The organism is Sporanaerobium hydrogeniformans, from assembly GCF_002735925.1.
GTDB classification, from domain to species: Bacteria; Bacillota; Clostridia; order Lachnospirales; family Cellulosilyticaceae; genus Sporanaerobium; species Sporanaerobium hydrogeniformans.
This window is the reverse complement of record NZ_PEDL01000015.1, coordinates 1-24,475: the sequence shown is the minus strand read 5'-3', so window position 1 is coordinate 24,475 and position 24,475 is coordinate 1. Positions and strand designations below refer to the sequence as shown.

The window sequence follows — 24,475 nt, the reverse complement described above, 5'->3', positions numbered from 1 at the left end:
GCTTAATTTGTATTACACCACTAATGGCATATCTAGTGGTGTAATAGCTCTATTTAAAATAAACTACTTATTTTATCCTCCTCGTCCTTACTAAAATGTTGAACGATTAATGCACCTAACCAAGTTATAATAGGACTATAACCAACTCCTATAGCGGCTAAAAGGATAATCGCTATTTTTTGTAGTGCCTGTTTGCTTCTTCGCCATTTATTGAATCCAATAACGGATAAAGGCATAAATATTCCAAAGAGCAATACAGTCCATACAAGAGGTGGAAAGGCTAGTAGCTTAATAGGACTACCAAATAAACTTACAAGGATACATGCCCCACCTAATAAAAAAGTTGCTCCTCTCATGGGGCGTTGTATCATAAAAAGTGGAATAAGAAAACTTCGCCACAAAGAGCCTGTCTGCGCCCCTCCCAAACTTCCTGCTAGCATATTTCTTACAGCCACTACCATAAAAGATTTATTTAAGTCTATTTCTTCTGGATTTTCTTCTTCGCTACTTTGTTCTTCCAATAAGGTTGTAATAGCAACTGTATCCATCCCCCAAAGTAGCATCACAAAAAAAGCAAAAGGTAAGGTTTTTAAAATTGTAACGAAGTTAAGTCCAAAACCAATCCCCCATACTTCCTCCCACCAATAGATTGGATTCAGAACTAAAGGATTCATAGGTTCCATAAGGTTTAACTTTATTCCCCCTAAAAAAGCTATTAAAAGCGAGACAACAGCTGAAATGGGAATCATCATCCAAACTTTATCCATTTTTATTAAGTAAACATAACAAAGCGTTAAAAGTATGAGAAGTAAAGCTAAAATAAGATACTTTTCATTAAAGAAGCTAAATAGCTTTTGAACACATAGTAATACACCTGATACTCCAAAAACAAGAGTAAGACTTGTTTTGCTTACATGCTTAGACAAAAGAATAAGTTTGGATAGTAATTCCATTCTAATAAAAATAAGACCAATAACCCCTACCAGTATACTCAAAACAAAAGGATGTACACCAAACTTTACCATCGAAGGAATCAATATAACAAGTGGCGCCAGGGTTCCTGCAGGAGCTATTTTAGGTGAGATGCATGCGACTACTAAAGCAATGATACCTCCTATTAATAATTCCAATCGTATGTTGTCAAATACAAAATGTGGATTCGTTATCCTTAATTCCTGTGCCCAAACAACTGCAAAAGAAGATACCAGTGATATTTTCCCAATCAAACCTGATAAAGCAGGTATAAAATCACCCATCTTCAAACAATGCTTTACTTTTTCCATAGCGCCTCCTTATTGAATGTTTCTAAATATCATTTATAAAAATATAAAAAGCCGATATCCTAGAAATAATTCTTGGATATCGGCTTACTTACAATTTAGCTAAGCTACCTTGCATTGTCTTCCGTATATATTATTTATTTTTTTGTAACTAATTCTTCTAAATTAGAATCTGTTGTAATGACAATAATTTTTTCTCCAGTTCTCGTACTAATATCCGAGTGAGTGCTAATCACGGCTACATCAATAATATTCTTGATCAATGTTTCCAAGTATTCTCTCCCACCTTCAAAAAGCAGAGTGCGCATTTTTTTAAACAACTCAATGCCTTGAGGATTATCAGTAAGTTTTTGCTCTGAAGGGTTAAGAAAGCCCAAAAGCCTAATAATAATTATCTCGTTAATAACATAAGTCCGAATGGATTTAGGACCTCTTCCCATATACTCCACTTCAAACTTACTAACTGCTTCACTAATCTTAGCTTCTAACTGTCCCTTTGTCACGTCATCACCACCCACTAATTATTCATAATATATCAATATATACCAAGAATGTCAATATATAATATAGGAGTGGTACAACTTTATCGCTAGCAAGAGTAATATATAACTAACATTTGATGGCCTTCTATTTTAGGAACAGTACATTTTACATAGCCTTCTTCGATTACAAAGTCTATAGGCATTCCTTGAGGTTCGCATACTACTTTTTCAACTGCTTTCTCTACTTTTACTTTAATAGAGATGTTATAAAGCGGAATGACATCTTCTATGATATCAATAGATTCAGAGCGTCGCTCTGGGATATAGTGTAATAAATGTACTACTCTGCGATTCTCTCTTAACTGATCATTGATAGTAGTAAGCATAGTGCTTGGTCCTTCATGTTCTAGTAGTTTATCTTCCATTAAGAGCCTAATCCCATTAATCAACATTGTCTTACACCATTTAGGTGCATTATAGTTGTATTGCTTAAATATAGGATGTGAAAAATAAAGTATATTTTTATCTTTATTTATTACAATACCATCTGAAATTTTATTACCAGAAGAAGGTGATTGTCTATGAGAACAGAAGTGACGATAATCTCTATCAAATACTGAACTAATTACATCTACCAATACAGTGCTTTCTGTACTTGCCTCTACATTAAGTCCTTTTGTATACATAATGTGCTCTGTCTCAGGTAACCCTGCTCCAATAACTCCTTTGGGAATCAAATACTCTCCATAATTTCCTCTATCATAAATCTCTCCAGCTACTAAATGACCATATATATCTTTTCCTTGCTCTTTTTTCATGACTACTCCTATATCCTGAAGAGCAAACTGAGTTTTTTCTTCATTAAGCCCTGACTCAAAAGTGCAAATCACTTTCCCCCCTTTCGCCATATACTGTTCTAATTTTTTGTTAAGGCTAGAGGATACAGGAATCACATCTGGCAAAATAATAAGTCTGTATCTATCAAATTCACTGTATGTATCTAGAACATCAAACTGATAACTACTTTCTTGAAGTATACGAATAACCCCTCGTAAAGAATCAGGCAACACACCTACTGTCGCACCAATAAATTCTTCTGGTGTTAATACACCAATTTCTGATGACGGTGTCTGAGTGCACCATGCTTCTTTTTGTTCTACTTGTTCATAGACTGAACCAATGAGCTCATATACTGGCTTTGACAAGCTCCCCTTAGGCTCAAGTTGATCCCCTATCATACATTTTGCATTAAGTGCTAGCATGTTAAAACATTCAAATTCTAAAGCTGCTTTATTTTTAAAAGAATGAAAATCTCCCCACATAGTATGGAATTTACCAGTTTGTGCAAGGCAATCTTTACCTAATGTTCTAGCATAACGTATAGTTGCTGGGAAATGTAAATACCCCCATGCACCACTTGGTAAAGTTTCTAGCTCAAAATGTGTATAGGCATCTTTTACAGACCTATGTGGTGTGCCTACATGTCCACGATTATAAAAAATTGTACATGTTTTATTAAATTGCCTAATAAAAGCTGTCATATCTTTTTTAAAGTTATCAATACTTTGTTGCGCAAAGAACTGTCTATCTTTTTTATCATGTGGATTAAATCCTTCTGAAAGCATCTTATTTATACAGTTACTACAGCAACATTCTACTGGGAATACAATATCTAAAAAGAGTCCATCTGCACCTTCAAAGGTTTCTAAAATTTCTTTTACATGGGCTTTCAAAAAATCTCTATAAGGTGTATTTATACAAAGTGTTTCATAAAAACCTGGTTCAAGTGGATTTTGAGGACCTAATCCTGCTTCCCCTATTGCCCTTCCTTCTGTATCAATACATACCCAGTCACGGTGTGCTTTAGACGTATAATAATCCCATTGTACCGTTGTATAAATAGGTACCCTTATTCCAACCTCATGGCAAGCTTCTATCTGTTCTTTTAACAGCTCTTTATTTACAAGATGAGGATGGACTCTCTCTGGATTAAGCTTAGAATCATAATAAAGCATCCCATGATGACATCTTGCAAAACAAGTAATAGAATTTACCTTGGCATCCACTAATGTTTTTGCAAATTCTTTAGGATCAAATTCACTTCCAATACCTAGTATTTCACTATTTGTATGAAAATCTAAATGCACTTGTCTGAAATTTAATTCTTTCATCTTATACACTCCTTATTTTTTCTTTTACTTTTTAAATTTATTGATGTATATTTCTCTTTACCCCTTTACTGATCCAGCTGTCATTCCCTTGATAATATTTTCTTGGAACATAAAATAAATTATCATAGTAGGTAATACACCTACAATAACAGCTGCACACATACCAGGATAATTAGAGAATCTTTCCCCAGCAAATAATGTCAAGGCAAGTGATACTGTCTTTGTTGCATTGTTTTTAAGTAAAACGAGGGCAAGAATTAACTCATTCCATGCACCTATAAAAGATAGCATTCCCATTGTTGCAAGTACTGGTTTACTAAGTGGCAATACAATCTTCCAAAAAGCTTGATTAGCATTACAGCCATCTACAATAGCTGCCTCTACAAGTTCTTTAGGAATGGATCTCATAAAACCTGTTACCACAAATATAAGGTAAGGTAAACCTGTAGCTACATAGATTGCAATAATGAACCAGAAACTATTATAACCATTCACAGCTTTTGCAATAATAGAAATAGGTATGATAATGGCATGTACAGGTATGAGCATACCGATAATAAAATAGAGCATTATTTTATTGTTTATTTTCATACTAAAGTTCGCAATAATATAAGAGGCCATTGCACCAAAAATAAGTTGCAGAGTAACTGTCATTATTGCTAAAAATAAGCTATTCATTATATTGCGCATCAGATTCATTTCAGTAAATAAATGTGAGTAGTTAGAAAAAATATACTCCTTAGGTAGTCCAAAAAGATTTGAAAACATATCTGTCTCTGTTTTAAAAGAAGAAATAAAGGTATAAATCAAAGGATAAATTGTTATAATCCCCCATAAAATCAATATGATATAGCAGATGACATTGCCAAGTGATAATTTTTTTTCTCTCATATCCGCTTCCCCCTTATTCCTCTTGGAAGGACTTAAAGTAAAGCATAGAAGAAAGAAGTCCACCCATTATCATAATAAATACTGCTATTACACTACCATTTCCGAAATTCTCTCCTATAAAGGAAGTAATATACATAAGCCCTGTTGGTACCTGATTAATATCTCCAGGACCAAAAGAACCATTTGTAAGTACATAGATAAGATCAAAGCTTTTCATTGTATTAGTCACAATAAGTATGGCGCAAATACCTATAATATCCTTAGTCATCGGTATAATAATTCTAAATATCTTATCAAATCGAGTAGCACCATCAATCTCTGCTGCTTCAAACATTTCTTCTGAAATATTTAATATCCCTGCAAGTAGTATAACAAATGTTACACCTACTTGTAGCCACGTATTAATAAGACATATTACTGTAAAGCATATCTTAGGGTCTGTAAGCCATGAACGTGTCCAACTCTCTAAACCTATAACCTCTAAAAATGTATTTACAAGTCCATAATTACCTGATAAAATCATTCGCCACATTAATGAAATAGCCGTAACAGACAAAACGGCCGGAAGGAAAAAAGAAAGTTTAAAAAACTTATGCCCTTTAAGCTGAAGACTAATAATATAAGCCAGTATAAATCCTAAAGGCAGTTGTGTACTCATACTTATAATCAGAAACTTAACTAGGTTGCTTACGGAAAGCCAAAATGTTTTGTCCGAAAAAACTTGTATATAATTTTTGAAACCATAAAATTTAAAGACTGTTCCTCCTACCCCTTTCCATTTAAAGAAAGATAAAACAACAGTTTGACAAGCAGGCAAAATGAGAAAGGCTGTATAAAATAATAATGCTGGAAGTAAAAAACAAATAACTGTCTTTTTATAGTTTTTATAATTAAGCATATATTTCCCCCTTAATACTGAACCGGAGACTGTTTTAGCATTCTCCGGTTCAATAAAGATTTAATTACTCCTCATTCTTTCTAATTTCATCATCTAATTCTTTACCAGCTTGCTCTGGTGTAAGCTGTCCGTTGATAACTGCTGTTGCAACACTTCTAATTTTATTTAACATCGCACTTACTGGATCTGGATTAGTTACATCTGTTTCACACTCTTTTGCTACCTCTAGATAGGTAGAGAATTCTATCATCAGTGGATTTACTTTATTCGGATCCAATTCTAAATCTTTTCTTGTCATTAAAAGTGCATTAGAATTTAAATAAATACTTTGTCCCTCTTTCCCTGTAAGAGCCTTTACAAGCTTATAAGAAGCTTCTAGCTCTTCAGGACTTTGATTTGCAGCTACATTAAGTGCACAATCTCCACCTGCAAATATAGAACCTGTAAATTCTGGTTTGTCTGCAAATGTAGGTGCTGCGAAAAAGCCTACTACATCTTTAATTTCTGAATCTGCCCCACTAAAAGTCTCTACAAAAGCTGATAAACTAAAGTTCATAGCTGCTTTACCTGTCTTAAATAAGTTTTGCTCCATACCAAAATCTACAGAAGCTGGATCCGGTCCAAACCCTCCCATATCTTTAATCTTGAGTAAAACTTCCCAAGGTTTAGTTGCCCCTTCATCTGTGTATTTCATCGTACGATTTGCTAAATCCTTAGATTTTCCAACGCCATTCCAGCTGTAAAAAATTTGACTATAGAGATGCTCCACACGCCAACCATCCTTTCCACCAAGCGAAATAGGTATGGTATCAATAGCTTTTAATTTTTCAATAACTGTATACATTTCTTCCCATGTTGTAGGGGGTTCTACACCAGCTTTTTCAAATAAATCCTTATTATAGTAAAAACCTGCTGCAACGTTGGAAAGAGGCATACCCCATAACCCTGGAATATCTTCATAAGTTACATTGGTAGCTGTTAAAGCTGATGAAAGAAAACCATCCTTAAACTCTGGGTCTGCTTCTAACATTTCTGTCAAATCCATCACTTTTCCAGATTTAACAGCTTCTACAAGCTCACTGCCACCCCAGCTTACAAAAACATTAGCAAGCGTATCTGAGGCAATTTCAGTTTTTAACTTATCGTGATATTGGGTTGCTGTCTGCACTTCTAGTTCTACTTTGATATTAGGATTATCTTCCATAAATTGATTGACGATTTCTTGAGTAGGTTTATTAGCAGGCTCTTGTGAACTAAATGGTATATATAACCTAATTGTTACATCTTTAGCTTTTTCATCTTGTTTAGATGTACTTGTTTGATTGCTATTAGTTCCTGATAACTCTTTACTGTTACTTCCACATCCTACTAAGGCCGAACTTGCCATAACAATACCAAGACCTAAAGCTAAATATTTTTTTAGTTGTTTCATATAATTACCCCTCTCATTTTTTCACTTTACCATCCAATATGCATATGAATTTTATAATTAAATTTTACTTTTTAAGTCATTTTAAATAAAGTGTGTAAATTCTCTTTTATGTGGTAAAATTATCTTCTTTTAAAATTTATTTATTCTCCTTTATATATTTCTATATTCTGAGGGGGTAAGTCCTACCTTTTTCTTAAAAAGCTGATTAAAATAACTTACATCTTCTAAACCTACTTTAAGGCATACTTCATAGTTCTTATTAGCTGAATCCTTTAATAAATCTTTGGCCCTTTCAATCCGATAATCATTTAAGTAATTCTTAAAATTAGTTCCTGTTTCTTCTCTAAAAATCTTACAAAAATAACTTTTGCTTACAAATAACTGCTCTACCATTTCATCTAATGTAAAACGTTCAGCATAATGTTCTTCTACGAATTGCTTTGCCATTATAATGATACTGCGCGAAGAGTTCCCTTTGCATTTAATAATTGTTTTATTAATCCCTACTAGCTCTTTACGTAGGTGTTCTCTCATTCTCTCTATACTTTCTTCTTCATTCACCCTGTCAATTAACTCCTTATAGTCTGTACCTTCTTCACTCTTATAACCAATAAAATAGCGCTTTATAGCAATGATAAGTTCTATTAACACTGCTTTTATTTCATTTATTGTTAATATTTTTTCTCGAAATAACTGCTCCAAAAAACCATTAATTGCTTCCTCAATACTAGTTGCATTACCACTTGCTACTTCTGTTAATATCTTCTTTTCTGCCTCTAAAGGATACGTATATTTTAGTTTTGTAATATGTAAGATACGTTCAAAACAAATAACTACATTATTTTTGTAGTTTATAACATAACTTAAAGCTTCCATTGCTTCTTGATAAGACCTCTCGATTTGCTTAATTCCTTCGTAAATGCCACCTACTCCAAAGTAGCAGCACACATTATTTTCATCCTCTATTTTTCTTAAAAGCTCATTAAGTATATTCTCTGGTTCAAAATAATCATCTGTATAACCTAAAATAATACAAAACTTATACGGCTCTAAAAAAAACACTTCTCCGCTGTAGTTGTTAGCTAGAAAAACCTTTATAGTATTTATAATAGCTTGCTCATTATTTATATTGTGTTCGTTATCTTTCCTGAGCAGGCCCACAGCTACACAAAAATGACTTTCCATTAAAGCAAGATTCCATACTCTTATTTGCTCTAGTACATCTACCTCTTTGCTTAGCTTTCCTTGTACAAATTTTTTTAAAAAGGCTTGTTTTCGTTCTTTCTCAAAAGTATACAGCTTTAATGTATCCTCTATCTGCTCTTTTGCCTTTAATATAGCTTCATTGATTTCTTCTTCATCTACAGGTTTAAGTACATAATAACTAGCACCATACTGTAAGGCTGCTTTTGCATAAACAAAATCATCATAACCACTTACAATGATCACCTTAGTACTTTTATTTTTAATATTTATATTCTCTATTAACTCAAGTCCATTCATTACAGGCATACGAATATCTGTAATAACTAAATCTACTTGATTTTTTTCCAAAAAATCTAAAGCTTCTAATCCATTAGCTGCCTCACCAACTAGTTCACACTCAAGTTCCTCCCAATGAATAAGTGCATGTAGCCCTCTTCTCAGTAATACCTCATCATCTACAATAAGTACTCTAATCATACTAGACCACCTCCATCATTTTAGGAATCATCACTTTTATTGTTGTACCTATCTCCTGCTCACTTTCAAAACTAAGGCCATAATCTTCTCCATAATACAACTTTATCTTGCTATTCACATTATAAAGTCCTACACTATCACAATTGCCTAATAAAATATCTTCCTTTAAGCGTTGCCTTATCTCATTAACCTTTTCTCTATTCACACCTATCCCATTGTCTAGAATTTCAAGATAAATGCTTCCTTCATTTTCATACCCCCTAATCGTAATTATTCCATGAGTTGGTTTTAACTCTATTCCATGATATATTGCATTCTCTACTAAGGGTTGTAAGATTAGTTTTACTACTTTATAGTTTAAAATAGAAGGCTGTATATCAAATATAACTTCAAACTTATCCGCATACCTAATTTTTTGGATTTTAAGATAACATTTTACATGTTCAATTTCCTCAGCTATGCTTACAAATTCTCTTTTTGTATTAATGCTTAAACGTAATAGCCTTGCGAGGGCTACTGTCATTTGCATAATATCTTTTTCACCTCTCAACGCTGCCATCGCATTAATAGAGTCTAACGTGTTGTATAAAAAGTGAGGGTTGATTTGGGTTTGAAGAGCATAGAGCTCTGCCTTTCTTTTGAGTTTATTTTTCTCATGAATATCCTTCATTAGTTCTCTTAAATCTAAAATCATTTCATTAAATTTCTCATATAGGATTTTCATTTCAATAGCCTTTTGTTTTACATCAATAGTCTTAAGATTCCCTGTGCTAATTTTAGACATATGGTGTACAAGCTGTGATATAGGTTTCATAAATTTAGAAGTGATATATAATGTTAATGCAGAAGCTACTAAAATCCCTAATATTACAATGAATATTGAAAACCTACCTATATTTTCAGAAGTCTTTGTAAGGTTATTGAGTGGATTATAAACTACTATACGAAAACCTGATTGGTTAAGTGGATTAACTGAAACAAGATATTTTTTACCTAGAATAGTATCTATCTCATTAATCGACTTAGAACTTTTATGTAGCTTAACTTGTTCAAGAATACTTTGCTCTACTTCCTTATTATGACCTTTTATGTTTCCACTCTTTCCTTGTGCATCTACTATAAAGGCACCTGCCCCTTCCCCTAAGTAAATGCTATTTAAAATAGAATTGATATTATTGATATCTAAACTCACTATAATAAAGTATTTACTACCTTGCATCTCATCTGGGCGATAAATACTTCGTGCTATAGACAAAGTAGGCTTACCATATTTGTTTGTTGTAATAATTGGAATTATTCTAGCATTTAAATACATATCCTTGACCCCATAATAATTACAGAGTGTACCAAGAGTTTCCTCATCATATAATCCAAACATAGATACAAGATTGTTATCATTATGGACAATATTAATATCATCTATATCACTCCGTTCTACTACTGTTTGAAAGAGTACTTTCTTAATATCATCTTTTGTTTCTTTAGATGGAACTGTATTAAAATAATCCCCATAATATTTTATACTGGACTGATTGGCTAGTGAATCTGTTTGTCTCATCACCTCATCACAGTACAGTTCAATATTTTTGCAAATTTGTTCAACAAGCTGTTGATTATAAGAAGTGCTTACCTCCAATATTCCTTTATGGGCAATACAATAATTAGTTACTCCTAAAAGTGAAAGTAACGTAATAATAATAATAATCATTGCAGCTAATAATTGTATCTTTAAAGACCTACTACTTTGTAAAAAAAAACCTTTCATCTACCTTCACTCCTAGTACTTATAGTCATTCTATCCATTACCTACGTTATAATTATATATAATTATAATCAATATCACAAATTTTCTTTTTTACTAATGTCCCAATTAGTAATATTCTCAAAAATAAAAAAGCCACAATTTTATATTGTGACTTTAATTTCTATATACATACTTAATTAAGACTTAATTTTTTTAATAGTATTAGCTTTAAACTATTTAGATGTCTGTCTAGTATATTACAACTGAAAAAAGTTTTTCTACCAGCTTCGTTTGATACAATCTTCTTTTATTTCTAGTACACCTTCCTTCATAAGTCTACCTGTGGCTCTTTTGAAGGCAGCTTTACTTATATGAAGGATTGCTTTGATTTCCTCTGGTGAGCTCTTATCATGGATTCGTAGTACACCATTGTGTTTATCTAGCTCTTCCATAATTTTTTTAGCATCCTCTTCTATCTGTAAATAAGCCTGTTTACGAAAGCTCAGCTCTAGTTTACCATCCGACTGCACTCTACTTACCCTAAGCGTTATATGATCTCCTACTTTAACTTTACCATAAATCTCTTTGCTAGGGATAAGCCCATGGTATTTGTAATCGACTGCTATAAAGATACCTATCTCTTCTTTAATGGCATAGACTATCCCCTTTACTTCGTCATTTACTTTATAAGGAGAATCTGTTTGTAATAAATCATAAACCTTCATTGTTGCACATAATCGGTCACTTTTATCTACATACATACCAACTAAATGAACTTCTCCTTTGTGGATCATCCCTACTTGTTCTTTATAAGGTAGAAATAAATCCCTTTCAAGCCCCCAATCTAGAAAAGCTCCTATATGGTTAATACTTACCACCTCTAACGAAGCGAGTTCACCTATCTCTAATTTAGGCTTGTTCAGTGTTGCAATCTTCCTATCTTGAGAATCCCTGTACACAAATACATTTAATTCATCACCTACTTGAGCAGTCTCTCCTATTTGTGACTGAGGAAGTAAAACCTCCTCTTTTTTATTTCCTAAATAAAGACCCTGTACTGTCTTTTTAACTACTTTTAACTGATGCCATTTACCTATTTGTATCACATTATTCTACCTTCTTTCATAAATTTAGCTTTATTTTTATATATGGACAAAAAATTTTATCCATTTTTTCTACTTAATATATTTAAAATCTTAACTATAATAAATATATGCTTAATTAAAATTCAATTATTTGTAAGGGAGTCAATTAAAAATGAAATTAAAATTAAGAGGTCGTATTTACTTAGCCGTCATTCCCATGTTTTTTGTTCTCACGTTAACACTCATGTCTTTATCCGTCTATTCCACCCGTATTGCTACAGATAAAACCATTTATACAGAACTTAACACCAACATGTATTACTATGAGGATATCACTGAAATGGCCTTACCGGGGCCTTATTTCACGGATGGTACTACCCTTCTAAAAGGAGAAATTGATTTATCTACACTTCCTCTTTTAGATGAGTTAAAATCAAGGACCACCTTTGATTATACTTTATTTTTAGGTGATACACGTCTACTCACTACATTAGATGCTTCACTCCTTGGAACGAAGGCTGACCCAAATGTTGTAGAAAAGGTTTTAGAAAATGGTGAAACCTTTACTACCGAACTCCAATTAGAAGCCAAGCCTTACCTTGCTCAGTATAAACCACTTAAAGATAAAAACGGTGAAGCTATTGGTATGATTTTTATCGGCCTTGACCTCACACCTTACAACAAAGAATTTAACGCACTCATTACGCTTAATCTCAGTATCGGTATTATTTTATCTCTCATTACACTCATCGTAGTAACCTTTGCTGTAGGCTCTATCAGCACAAAAATCAATAAAGTAGTTAACCATTTAGCCCTTCTAACTACCAAAGATTTTACAAAACATATGGATGCGCGTATTAGTAAACGTACAGATGAAATTGGCGAATTGGCTCGTGGCCTAGAAACAATGCAAGCAAGTATTGTTTCTATTTTATCGGATGTACATAAGCTCACCATGGGAGTAAGACAGGAAGCTAAAGCCCTTGCTCATACTTCTCAAAAATTAGCTGAACACTCTGAAAAGGTTGTGGCTGCTACAGAAGAAATTACTGTTAGCGTAACAGATGAAGCACATGATTTACTTGGTATCAATGACCATATGGGGAACCTCTCACATAACATCGGTACTTTAGCACATTCCATGGGAAATATTGATACACATTCTTCCCAAATTGGTGAACACTCTACTTCTAGTAAAGCTCATATGGAAAGCACTCTTTCTTCTATTTATTTGTTTAGCGATAATTTTACCAATTACATGCAGGAAATGAAATCTTTTGAAGAAAAAATTAATAAGGTAAGTGAAATCACTCAAACGATTGACAGCATTGCAGATCAAACTAACTTGCTTGCTTTAAATGCTGCTATCGAAGCTGCTCGTGCAGGTGAATCAGGTAAAGGCTTCTCTGTAGTTGCTGAAGAAATCAGAAAACTAGCTGAAGAAAGTCAAAATTCCGTTCAAGGCATTGCCAACATTATTACTTCACTTTTAAAAACCGCTCAAGCGTTAGCCGCAAGCACAACGAGCATGAATGAAAATCTTATTAATCAAGTCAATAATATAGAAAAAAATGCAGAAGTCTTCCAAGAAATTGCAACCTCTATTGCTACCATTATTCCTGAAATTCAAACTATCAATCATGAAACAAAAGAAATAGACCATAAAAAAGCCACCATTGTAGAACGTATCCATCATACCTCCTCTATCAGTCAAGCTATTGCAGCTGCTTGTGAAGAGGTTGCTTCTTCCACTGAAGAGGTTAATGCTGTCGTAGAAGAAGTAACGAGTCTCTCTACTGAGCTTGATGCACTTACCCATCATCTGAGTAAAGAACTTAAACTTTTTAAATTACCTCCACTCTAGGGGTTTAAATTTTTAATAGACCTTAAAATTATCCTAAAAAGAGAGAATGCCCCTAATTCTTAAGTAAGTTATTGGCATTCTCTCTTTTATGCTCTCTCTATTTTTCCTATACTTATCAAAAATTTCTCTGACCTTTTCCTACTATAAATCTTTATGAACTTGTAAGATATAGAGATATGCATTTTCTTTCTTAGAAATAGGATACATTTCCCGAATGCTATATGCTTTTCGTTTCATTACTTCCTCTTCTACAAACTCCTTATTACGCGTATAAAGAACTATTATTGCTTCTTGTTTTAAGAACTCTAAAGCCTTACTAAAGAAGCTTTTATAAAGTCCTTTTATTTCTTCTTCTGTTTTACGCCCTGTAACTGTTGGCATATTCGTAAAGATTTCATCAACTAGATATTTATGAGTAAAATCAAAGAAATTTTTGTTAATAAAGTGTATATTACATCCTGCTAAAGCACTATTTTGAGCCGCCTTAAGGATGGCTTCTCCAAAACTATCAATGCCATACATGTTTTCAGCTTCAACTAGCTTCTGACGCTCAATGAGCATCGTGCCTACCCCACAGAAAGGATCTAAAACAGTTGCCTTTTCTTTGAGGTAGGGCTTAGCTAAGCGAGTAATAAGAGCTGCATGGACGGGCTGAATACTTGCTGCAATAGCTTCTTTTCTATAGCTGAAGCGCTCATCTATTAGGGTATAAAGCTTTAAGAGTACATTCCAATCTTCATCTTTACTTTCAATTAGCCTAATTTCTATTTCATAGTTAGAAGTTGAATTAATTAGCTCCCTATTTGAGAGTCTTTCTAACTCCTCTGCCATTTTCTTAGCAAAAATACTTTTTTTATCAAGTGAGCGTTGCGTTTTAAGCTCTAGTCTAAAATAAAAGGGTGCTGGTTCCTTATGTCTTTCTTTTAAGAAAGCTACAAGCCCGCCCTTGATTAACGCTTGTGCAGCTAAAGCAGGATCATCATCTACTTTCGCAACTTCTTTTAATCTAAAAAGCAAATCAGAATAAGTACGAATTTCAAAAATTTCATTTAAATCTTTCGTCCTAACCACTACCCCTGCATTAAAAACCTTAGCCTGTCCCTTTTTGATTTGTTCTAAAGTTATCTCTCTATGGTCACGGTTCGTGAGAAGCAATAAATCAGAAAGGATCTCGTTTCCTGTAAAGGTATGTTTATCTGGTTGTTCTAAATCTAAAATCATTTTAGTTAAAGCTCGTTTTTCTTCATTAATATGCTTTAAGCTTGCTTCTTCCCACTTGTTTTCTGTCAAAAAAGTTAATCGCTCTTTTAAGTTTCCCACCAAAGAGCTATAATTAAAACCACTTAATGCACTTAAATAATCTGCCTTTACAAAAAGCTTTTCTTCCTTTTGATAAGCCTTCCATAAATACTCTCTCAGCTCTGGAGATCTTAATTCTCCCATAATGAGTGCCACATTTTTACGCACCTTAGCATCCTCATGCTCTAACAAACTACTTAATAGCTGGTAGTTACCTCCTAAATAATACAGCAAAGGGGCTACTCCTTCTACTTTTAACTCTTGCCTAAGTTGTATTAAGTTTTTACGTATATCTTCTTGCCTTACTATCTTTTCATAAGTCTCTCGAATCATTCTTTTTCCTCATCTTTTATGGCTTCTTAGCTTTAATCTGTTATCTACACTATCATTTTTACTAGCTAGGTGCAACTCTTTCTTTATTAAAATCCTTCAAAATTCCTTTAATATGTCTTAACTTAAAAGAAGCCAAGTTAGCGCTCACTTTTAAACGCCCTTGGCTTTTCTTTAAACTTCTATTTATTTTCACTATAAAAGTATCTGCTTTATGGTTTTAATGCAGTGGTGGAAGGCTCTTTAAACAAACCAATAGTTGGAGGACTCCAGGTAAAAAGAATCATACACCCCATTAAAATAACTAATCCTATCCATGCATACTGCCTGGCACTAAGGGAAGTGAAATACGAAGTCCCTAAAAGGCTATAGCTTAATCCATACGCTACAATCACTCCTAATATAAAGGTTGCTATATCTGCCCATAAATAATGGTTCCCCACAATGCCTACATACGTATAAAAGCTTACTACAATTGTTAGCATACCTGCTACTATACTTAACAGCTTTACTGGAACAAAATTTATAATCTCTTTTCCCCCTAATATGTACTCCCCTATAGCAAACAAAAGAATAGGTGTAATGAGAAGCTTTAAATGCTCCCATGTGCTTTCATTCACGGGTGCAAAAAAACTAACGAATATATTTTGTCCTGTCCATTTATAAACAAAATGTAAAAGCGTACCTGCAATAATAGTAAATAGTGCTCCTATAACTTGACACATCTTTAATTCCATATTTTATCCTCCCCCTTTACCTTCATTATTATGTAAGGGAAAGCCTATTTATGTCTATTCTTTACTTAAAAACAATAAACGCTTTATTTTATAATAAGATCTTCTAGTTGCCTTTTAGGTACATGATGTACCTTGTTCTCATCTCTCCAATATTTAAATTCCCCATCTTGCTCAAGCTTATCAATTACAACTTCTTCAATAGGTTTACCAAGAGCTATTACCATAGCTACTTCATATTTTTCTTCTAAATCCAGTTGTTTTTTTAGCTCTCCTCGATTAATACTCCCAAACATACAGCCTCCTAGCCCTTTTTCTGTAGCACCTAATAAAATAGTTTGAGCCACAATTCCTTCATCTTGCATGGCATAAGCACCTAACGAAGTATCCTTGAGCATGACGATATATGCACTTGGTTTTTCTCCTTCCTCTGGTCCATCCCACTGTGTAAGATAACCTGCCCATTTGAGGGTAGGAAATATTTTTTCATTGTTTTCTTTTGTATAAGAGAGCATATATCTTAGTGGCTGCTTATTCATTCCTGAAGGTGTAAGCCTTGCTAAGTCTACAAGTTCACGAAGATCCTCTTCTTTTACTTCTACTGATTGATCAAATCTTCTATAAGACCTACTTTTTAAAACCAAATCTTTAAGCATCTGTCATCCTCCTTGTATATTTTTCATTTTTACTCCTTTTATTGTACTACTTTTTAAACAGTTCTGTCATCTCCAAATCTCTTATAACGTGATAAATAACCTCATAAATAGCATGTTCGTCACAACTTACTGTTACTAAGTCAGCCACCTCTTTTACCCTAGGATTCGCATTACTAGGTGCAATGCCAATAGTAGCTACTTGTAGCATTTCCCTATCATTGTCAAAATCTCCTATAGCCACACTTATTTTATCTTCTACTCTTAAAAGATGCATTAGCTCTTTAAGTGCACTTCCTTTATTGGCACCATAAGGCAAGATTTCTAAGTATGTTGGCACTGAAAAAACAGTATGAATCTCTTTAGCCTCTACTAAAGGCCGAAGTAGCCTTTCATAAATTAAGAGTTGTTTATGAGAGGCATTGATGATCATCTTTATACAAGGCTTCATTAATACTTCCTTTGCACTACCAAACTTAAACTGATGACTTTCTTTTAGCATTACCGGATCTACATATCTATTTTCATTTATGACATAAGTTATTTCTGTATCAAAGGCTTGTACACAAACCTCTTCCTTTGCCTTACATATTTCTTCAATAAAAGGCTTAAGTATCTTTGTATTTAAGAAGTGGCATGCTAAAAATGTATGCGTATGTATATCATAAACACCTCCACCATTGTAAAGAATACAAGGACTATTAATAGTTAGTCCTTGTAAATAAGGGAGAACATTTTGTGCTGTCCTCCCTGTAGCTACTGCAAATTGACCCCCACCTTGTACAAAATCGGCAATGGCCCTTTTATTCTTTTCTGAAATAATTTTATCACTTCCAATTAAAGTATTATCTAAATCACTTACTAGTATATAATTTGTATACTTACCCATAATCTCCTCCAATCACTTCTCTTTTATTTTACTGCCTTTTGAATAATAAAGCTTTTATTCTTTGCAAACTCCGTAGGAGCCATACCTGTATATTTTTTAAAAATAGCACAAAAGTTTTTATACTCACTAAAACCTGTCATATCAGAGACTTCATAGACTCTATAAGAGCCTTGGCCAAGGAGCTCTATCGCCTTTTGAAGACGGTATTTATGGAGCATTTCCAAAAAGGTTTGAGCTGTTTCTTCCTTAAACTTACGACTTAGATAACTACTACTTACTCCTAGTGTGTCTGCTACTGCTTCTATACTAAGTTTCGTACTATAATTTTCTTTAATAGCTGTAATAGCTTTTTCTACATAAGGATTACTTGCTTCCTTCTGCTGAATATAAATATCTAGATCCACAAGTTGCATCTTACTTTTGTCCTTCGTCTTTTCTAAAAGCTCACTATAAGTACGTTTTTCATTAATTTCTTTTCTAATTTTTTCTACTACTTTTAGTAGCTCCTCTTCATCAATAGGTTTCAATAAATAGTCTGATACCTTTAGATTAATAGCTTTTTGTGCATAACCAAATTCTGAGTAGCTAGTCAAAATGACACTTTTAAAATCCACAAACCCTTTAGCTAATTCTAACATCTCAATACCTGTCATTTTAGGCATGATAATATCTGTAAATACAATATCTGGCATAAGTTCCTTGATTCTCTCTAGCCCCTCTTGCCCATTTCCTGCCTCGCCTACAACTGTACACTCCATATTTGTCCAATCCATCGTATGTATAAGCCCTTTTCGAATCATATCCTCATCTTCTACAATTAACACCTTTAGCATCTCATTTCCCCCTCTTGTTGATTGGTAATATGATTTTAACAACCGTGCCTTCACCTATCTCACTTTTAAGCTCTACCCCATAAGCTTCTCCATACATTAATTGTATGCGCCTGTGAACATTATACAGTCCAATATGATTAGAAGTATTATTGCCTTGCTTTAGTAAATGCTGTAATTCTTCAAGAATTTCCTGTTGCATTCCTACTCCGTCGTCATAGATTACAATGACCAAATCATCTGCTAAAAAACTAACCTTTATTCTAACTGTTAAATCTTCTTTATCCCCAAACCCATATTTAATAGCGTTTTCTATAATGGGTTGCAGTATGAGCTTAGGTACAATACACTCCTCTGTCCCCCTTTCCATATAAGTTGTATAATGAAAGCGTTCAGAAAAACGATATTGTTGAATGTGTAAATAACTTTTTGTGTATTCTAAATCCTCTGCAATGGTCACATCAGAAAGATTGTTATTGATGCTATAGCGAAGCAAGGTAGAAAGGCTGACAATCATCTTACTAGCTGCATGAGGATCTAGCTTTGCCATATAGCGAATATGCTCTAAGGTATTAAACAAAAAATGAGGATTAAATTGAGATTCTAATTGTTTAATTTCTGATAAAATAGTCTGTCTTACTCTCTCTTCGTTAATAAGAAGCAAATTCTTGATGCTAGCTAGCATCAGATTATAAGACTCGCCTATGATTTCAAACTCGTCATAGGATTTAATGTCTAAGGTAACATCTAAATTACCTTCTTGTACTTCTTTAAAGGCATCCACCATCCTATCGATGATATGTGTCTTTTCTTTTGCAATTTTTTCAGCAATTACCAACATTGCTATACTTAAAGTAAGAATGACTAGTATAAAAAAAAGACCCGCCCATATAAATACCTTCATGAGCCTACCAACAGAAGTAAAGGTGTAAATTCTTAGCTTCCCCTCTACAATGCTACTTTTTTCTTTATAATACTTATCACCATCTATGGTAACATAGTTATCCTCTTCCTTAAATTCTCCTTTAATTTTATCTAGGGTATTACTAAAGCCTGGTGTTGTAGCCAAAAAAAGATTATCATACTGATCTGTTACTAGAATCTGAGTAGTAGGACTCCCTGAGGTCTTAATAAATTCATCCCCATATAAAATAAATAAAATATATCCTTTAATTTGGTTATCTTGTAAAATAGTATGTCCTATAAGTAATTTGGTACGTTGCAAATTATCTTTATAAGTTTTATTACATTCTAGAATAATATCTGTGGGATTATCCTTCATCCTTTTTGTAATTCCCCAAGAAATGTGACTATCTTTAGGAATAAAATTCGGTATTTCTTTTGTGCTACCAGCAAGCATTTCTAACTTTTCATCAAAAATATAAAAATCTACTTGTTCTTCAATGCTATTGGAAAAAGTATAAAGTTTTTGATAGATAGCACTTTTTTGCCTAGGCTGTTGAAGCTTCTCATAAAAATCAGCATCCTCTGCAAACTCCACTGTTTTTTTCATAAAGCTTGTTACCACCTGTTCAAGCTTCTGCTGCATCCTTCTATTTTTATCTCGTGTTTGGGAAATAATCATTCGATTCCAAATAAAGAAGGCAGAACAATACGTAATCAGTGTAATCATACTAATAGGAATGAGAGCATAAATCAAAAAGGTTCGTCGAATATCTTCTTTAAAATATTTGCGCCCTTGTTCTTTCATACCCTCACTCCTTCATAAATAAACCCTTTTGTCTTTATTATATATAATTTACTAACTAGTTGCCATCTTTTAAATATGAACATCCTTGCTACCTGATAATTTAAAGAATATTAATAAGGAGATAACCGTTGTAACAGTTAATATCGTAGAAAGTGCTGCTGCTGTACCATAACTTGCCCTAATAACCTCCGTGTAAATAGCCACTGACATAGTACGGGTATTACCTGTGTAAAGAATAATAGAAGCACTTAATTCATTAATCACAGTAATCCAACTTAAGATAGCTCCTGCTAGAACCCCCGGTAACATCATCACTGCTGTTACCTTAAAGAAGGTGCGAACAGGTGAATACCCTAAACTAATCGAAGCCTCTTCCATACTTGGACTAATCTGATAAAGGATGGCTGCACTAGAACGAAGTGTATAAGGAAGCCTTCTAATAACAAAAGCAATAATTAAGATAGTCGCTGTACCACTTAAAAGTAGGGGTCTTTCATTAAAGGCTAAAAGTAAGGTTATTCCTAATACCGAACCTGGGATAATATAAGGGAACATGGTAATGGAATCAATCGTATTGGTTAAGATGTTTTTTCTGCGAGTAGAAATATAGGCAATAAACATACCTAACAAAATAATAATAATGATGGCAATGATGCCATAAAGGTAACTATTTACAATAGCTCTACCTGCATTTTTAAAAACTGTTTGGTAACTTTTTAGAGAAAAACCAGAGGTAAACATAGAACCTTTTGTTTTAAGGAAGGAGGTATAGATAACAGTAAGTTGAGGAATGATGGATAAAAACACTGCACTATAGATAAAGGCATGCATTAAGAAACCTCCTACTCCTTTAGCTTCCTTAGGCTGAATAGGACGTAAGGAACTCATAGTAAAGGATTTCTTGTTAACTACATATTTTTGTGCAATAAAGAGTATGGCTGTAATAAGTACCATAATTCCTGCCATAGCTGCTGCAAAATTAGCTTGCCCACCTACCTCACTGATAAACTCTGAATAAATGATAACCGGCATGACACTAAATCCTTCACCTATGAGCATAGGAGTACCAAAATCTGCCAAAGCATTCATAAAGACTAAAAGAGCTCCAGCCAATACTGTTGGTAAGATAAGTGGAATGATAATGGTAACCACCTTTTTTACAGAACTACATCCTAGGCTTTCTGCTGCTTCACTTAAGGATACATCTATTTTCTTTAAGGCACCCGATACATAAAGGTAAATAAAAGGATACAGCTTTAAGGTAAAAACGAGCAGTATTCCCCCGAACCCGTATACTGATGGCATCTGTATACCTAATAAATTTGAAAAAAACTTTGTTAACACTCCACTTCTTCCACCTAATAAAATCCAAGAATAAGCTCCGATAAAGGGTGGAGAAAGCATAGAAATAATAACAAGTACCTCAATTAATCCCTTTCCTTTAATTTTGTAACAGGTCATAAAATAAGCAATAGGCGCTCCAATTAAAATTGAAAGAATCGTTACGCTAACAGTTACTTTAAAACTATTAAGCATAGATTGATAGTAATATTTCTTTTCAAAAAACTTAGCAAAGTTTGCAAAGGTAAACTCACCTGTTTGAGGATCTTGAAATCCACTTACAAAAAGAGAAAAAAGCGGGTAGACTAAAAATAGCGCAAAAATTGCCATAATAATAACAGTTATTGTACTCCAAAAGTCCCATTTTATTTTTGCTTTACTCATATGTCCTCACATCCTTCATTAAACTTTCTGTGCCTTCATCTGTGAAAATATTAATTTTATCTTTATTAGGTATTAAGGTTATTTTTTCACCCACTTCGTAGGTTTTTTCTGCATGCCCTATATCCTGTGAGTACTCAATGGAGGGCTGACCTGATACAAGCATCTCCTCAGCAAAATCTAATTCATAATTTACATATTTTCCTAAGAAAGTTTTATTTTTAATAGTGGCTGTAATCCCTTGTTTAGCAATAGCAAATTCTTCTGGCCTTACTGCTATCGTTACATTTACTTTGTCCCTTGTATGCTCTATAAGATTGCTCATTTGTATCTTATAGCCATTTTTAAAGGTTACAAAAGTTCCCTCATCCGTTGTAGTGAGAACTCCCTTAAATAAATTGGAATGTCCAATAAAAGTAGCTACAAATACATTGGCAGGACGTGTATAAATCTTATGAGGTGTGCCTACTTGTTCAATCACTCCCTCCTTCATAACAGCAATACGATCCGAAATAGCTAAAGCTTCTTCTTGATCATGCGTAACATAGACTGTAGTAATACCGACTTCCTTTTGCACATCCCGAATAGCTCCACGCATTTCTACTCTTAATTTGGCATCTAAGTTCGAGAGAGGCTCATCCATTAAAAGTACACTTGGGTGGATAACAATAGCCCTGGCTAGTGCTACACGTTGCTGCTGACCTCCTGATAGGCGCTCTGGCAAGCGGTCTTGATACTCTTCTATTTTTACTATTTTTAAAATCTGATCCACTTTCTCCTTCATTTCCTGCTTATTGAATTTACGCAATTTAAGTCCATACTCTACATTCTGTCTTACCGTTAAATGTGGAAAAATAGCATAGCTTTGGAAGACCATACCAATATTACGCTTATGAGCAGGTATCTCATTAATGATTTGCTCTCCAAACCTAATACATCCTCCCTCTATACTGTTGAAACCTGCAATCATACGAAGTAAAGTGGTTTTACCACAACCAGACGGTCCTAACAAAGTGAAAAACTCTCCATTCTTAATTTGAATTGATAAATGAGGTATAACTGTAATATCACCATATTTTTTTACTATATCTTCTGCACTAATTGAAACGCTCATTTTAAGTCCCTCCTCTTAAATATTTAATTTATTCCTTCTTTTTATAATTCAAGGTCTATATCTAAAGGTTACAAAATGAGCCCACATAGGCAAGACCAACGTGGGCTACATATGAACTCCTATTTAGCTTAATTATTGTGCACTTGTAAAAATATCTTTAAACTTATCAAGCCATTCTTGCTTCTTCTCCACTACAAGATTTTGGTCATCATAAATTAAATTAATATTTTCAAGTTTTTCAAGTCCATTTGGTGCAGGTACATCCGTTCTTACCGAACGACGATTAAGCTGTTCAATAATGATGGTTTGCGCATCTTTACCTGTTACGAAATCAATAAATTTCTTTGCATTACCCATATTTTTAGCACCTTTAATAATATAGACACCATCTGGCTTAGAAATAACGCCCTCTTTCATGTAAACTAATTTAACCGGTGCACCATCTGCTACATATTTTGCACCACCTTCTTCAAAGGTAAGTCCTACTGTATATTCGCCATCTGCTACCCCTTTATAAACAGCAGAGGAACCACTTAATAACTTACCATCTAAGTTTTCACATAATTTTTGTACGTAGTCCCAGCCTTGTTCTGGGTCTCCTTTACCCATTGCATACAACATATTGATAAGGTGCTCATAAGAAGATGATGATTTAGAAGGGTCACAGTGTGCAATCTTTCCCTTTAATGCTGGATTAAGTAGATCTTCGTAACCCTCTACTTTAATGTCTCCAATGAGATCTGTATTCACCATAATAACACTTGGAATGTTGGTAAAGCGTGTAAGTGGACCTTCTATATTTCTCATCGTATCATAGACAAACGCTTCATTCACAGATTGATAATTTTCAAAGAGATCCTTTTTAGGTTCCATAGTAGAAAGTGAACCCCCCCAAAAAATATCACCCAAAGGATTACCTTGCTCAGATTCTACCCTCTTTAAAAGTTCTCCTGTACCAGCTGCTACAACTTCAACAGAAATACCTGTTTGTGTCTCAAATTCACTTACTAATGGATTAATAAATTCAAGTGGATGTGGACAGTAAATGACAAGTTCCTTCGTCTCCGGATCAGCTACCTCAGTTGCTGGTGCCTCTTCTTTCTTTGTATCTGTTGTAGCCTCTACTTTCTTTTCTGGTTCACTACTAGCTGGCACCTCCGTACTCTTACTTCCTCCACAGCCTACTAAAGATGTAGCCATCATTACCCCAGCTATTAATACAGCAAATCGTCTCTTCATTTTGTTTTCCCCCTCATTTAATGTTTTCTTGCTTAATTAAATAGTAAAACTTTTATAGATTTCTCTCAATCCTAAAAAACAGTTAAAATATCCTCAAAACTGAACCCAATATTTTAAAATGCCCAAGTTAGTTATCTCACCTTAAAATCGATAAATTTCAGTTTATCGAGGTGTTTTACATATTAGACTACTAAAAGGAAAGAGATAGGGGGTGTTCTCAGGGGCCGCAAGTAAGGGAGCTCTTCGCAAGCTTCTCGGTCCTCGGATGGGTAAAATCTAAGTTCAGTCCAATAGGCTAACGGTCCTACCTATCACAAGAAAAGCACTTGTGATAACGTCCCTAAAAACAGCCTATAGGACTTCTCTAAGATTTTACATCCATCCTGTGGAGGAAGCTTGCGAAGAGCTCCCTTACTTGCTAGCC

Annotated in this window: 19 protein-coding genes; 1 reads left to right on the top strand and 18 read right to left on the bottom strand. The window is 33.9% G+C overall.

The features are described from left to right. Positions 1 to 53: 53 nt before the first annotated feature. The 9 genes from CS063_RS12620 to CS063_RS12580 all read right to left on the bottom strand — a co-directional run bounded on the left by CS063_RS12620 (position 54) and on the right by CS063_RS12580 (position 11,687). Positions 54 to 1,283, bottom strand: a complete 1,230-nt coding sequence (locus CS063_RS12620) for a DUF3360 family protein (protein WP_099450068.1) — start codon at positions 1,281 to 1,283, stop codon at positions 54 to 56. Positions 1,284 to 1,417: 134 nt separating this feature from the next. Beyond that, complete coding sequence (locus CS063_RS12615; protein WP_099450067.1) at positions 1,418 to 1,783, bottom strand: DUF2294 domain-containing protein; 366 nt, start codon at positions 1,781 to 1,783, stop codon at positions 1,418 to 1,420. 86 nt (positions 1,784 to 1,869) lie between these two features. Then, positions 1,870 to 3,933: an alpha-amylase family protein gene (locus tag CS063_RS12610; RefSeq protein WP_099450066.1), complete on the bottom strand. Its 2,064-nt coding sequence runs from the start codon at positions 3,931 to 3,933 to the stop codon at positions 1,870 to 1,872. Positions 3,934 to 3,990: 57 nt separating this feature from the next. Continuing rightward, positions 3,991 to 4,824, bottom strand: a complete 834-nt coding sequence (locus CS063_RS12605) for a carbohydrate ABC transporter permease (RefSeq protein ID WP_099450065.1) — start codon at positions 4,822 to 4,824, stop codon at positions 3,991 to 3,993. A 13-nt stretch (positions 4,825 to 4,837) separates the two neighbouring features. Continuing rightward, positions 4,838 to 5,722, bottom strand: coding sequence for a carbohydrate ABC transporter permease (locus CS063_RS12600; protein WP_099450064.1), 885 nt, complete (start codon positions 5,720 to 5,722; stop codon positions 4,838 to 4,840). Positions 5,723 to 5,786: 64 nt separating this feature from the next. After that, positions 5,787 to 7,154, bottom strand: coding sequence for an ABC transporter substrate-binding protein (locus CS063_RS12595; protein ID WP_099450063.1), 1,368 nt, complete (start codon positions 7,152 to 7,154; stop codon positions 5,787 to 5,789). 150 nt (positions 7,155 to 7,304) lie between these two features. Beyond that, positions 7,305 to 8,837 (bottom strand): response regulator, encoded by a 1,533-nt coding sequence (locus CS063_RS12590; protein ID WP_099450062.1) that lies wholly within the window; start codon positions 8,835 to 8,837, stop codon positions 7,305 to 7,307. Position 8,838: 1 nt separating this feature from the next. Continuing rightward, positions 8,839 to 10,602 carry a sensor histidine kinase gene (locus tag CS063_RS12585; protein ID WP_099450061.1) on the bottom strand — a complete coding sequence of 588 codons (1,764 nt, stop codon included), beginning with the start codon at positions 10,600 to 10,602 and terminating at the stop codon, positions 8,839 to 8,841. A gap of 257 nt (positions 10,603 to 10,859) precedes the next feature. Then, positions 10,860 to 11,687 (bottom strand): CvfB family protein, encoded by an 828-nt coding sequence (locus CS063_RS12580; RefSeq protein WP_099450060.1) that lies wholly within the window; start codon positions 11,685 to 11,687, stop codon positions 10,860 to 10,862. 151 nt (positions 11,688 to 11,838) lie between these two features. Here CS063_RS12580 and CS063_RS12575 point away from each other — a divergent pair, with 151 nt between their 5' ends. Then, positions 11,839 to 13,530 carry a methyl-accepting chemotaxis protein gene (locus CS063_RS12575; protein WP_099450059.1) on the top strand — a complete coding sequence of 564 codons (1,692 nt, stop codon included), beginning with the start codon at positions 11,839 to 11,841 and terminating at the stop codon, positions 13,528 to 13,530. A gap of 141 nt (positions 13,531 to 13,671) precedes the next feature. Here CS063_RS12575 and CS063_RS12570 read toward each other — a convergent pair whose 3' ends face one another. The 9 genes from CS063_RS12570 to CS063_RS12530 form a co-directional block, all read right to left on the bottom strand. Further along, entirely contained in the window at positions 13,672 to 15,162 is a 1,491-nt protein-coding gene (locus CS063_RS12570) for a methyltransferase domain-containing protein (protein ID WP_099450058.1), read from the bottom strand. 209 nt (positions 15,163 to 15,371) lie between these two features. Beyond that, a complete protein-coding gene (locus tag CS063_RS12565) occupies positions 15,372 to 15,896 on the bottom strand; it encodes a DUF6512 family protein (RefSeq protein ID WP_099450057.1) in 525 nt (174 codons plus the stop codon). 83 nt (positions 15,897 to 15,979) lie between these two features. Continuing rightward, positions 15,980 to 16,549, bottom strand: coding sequence for a nitroreductase family protein (locus CS063_RS12560; RefSeq protein WP_099450056.1), 570 nt, complete (start codon positions 16,547 to 16,549; stop codon positions 15,980 to 15,982). Between the two features lie 46 nt (positions 16,550 to 16,595). After that, entirely contained in the window at positions 16,596 to 17,435 is an 840-nt protein-coding gene (locus CS063_RS12555) for a Cof-type HAD-IIB family hydrolase (protein WP_099450055.1), read from the bottom strand. Between the two features lie 23 nt (positions 17,436 to 17,458). Then, positions 17,459 to 18,268, bottom strand: coding sequence for a response regulator transcription factor (locus CS063_RS12550; RefSeq protein WP_099450054.1), 810 nt, complete (start codon positions 18,266 to 18,268; stop codon positions 17,459 to 17,461). 1 nt (position 18,269) lies between these two features. Further along, positions 18,270 to 19,976, bottom strand: coding sequence for a sensor histidine kinase (locus CS063_RS12545; protein WP_099450053.1), 1,707 nt, complete (start codon positions 19,974 to 19,976; stop codon positions 18,270 to 18,272). Between the two features lie 69 nt (positions 19,977 to 20,045). Then, positions 20,046 to 21,701 carry an ABC transporter permease gene (locus CS063_RS12540; RefSeq protein ID WP_099450052.1) on the bottom strand — a complete coding sequence of 552 codons (1,656 nt, stop codon included), beginning with the start codon at positions 21,699 to 21,701 and terminating at the stop codon, positions 20,046 to 20,048. Next, a complete protein-coding gene (locus CS063_RS12535) occupies positions 21,694 to 22,812 on the bottom strand; it encodes an ABC transporter ATP-binding protein (protein ID WP_099450051.1) in 1,119 nt (372 codons plus the stop codon). Before CS063_RS12535 ends, CS063_RS12540 begins: the two co-directional genes overlap by 8 nt. A gap of 132 nt (positions 22,813 to 22,944) precedes the next feature. Further along, a complete protein-coding gene (locus tag CS063_RS12530; protein WP_180270787.1) occupies positions 22,945 to 24,051 on the bottom strand; it encodes an ABC transporter substrate-binding protein in 1,107 nt (368 codons plus the stop codon). Between the last annotated feature and the right edge of the window lie 424 nt (positions 24,052 to 24,475).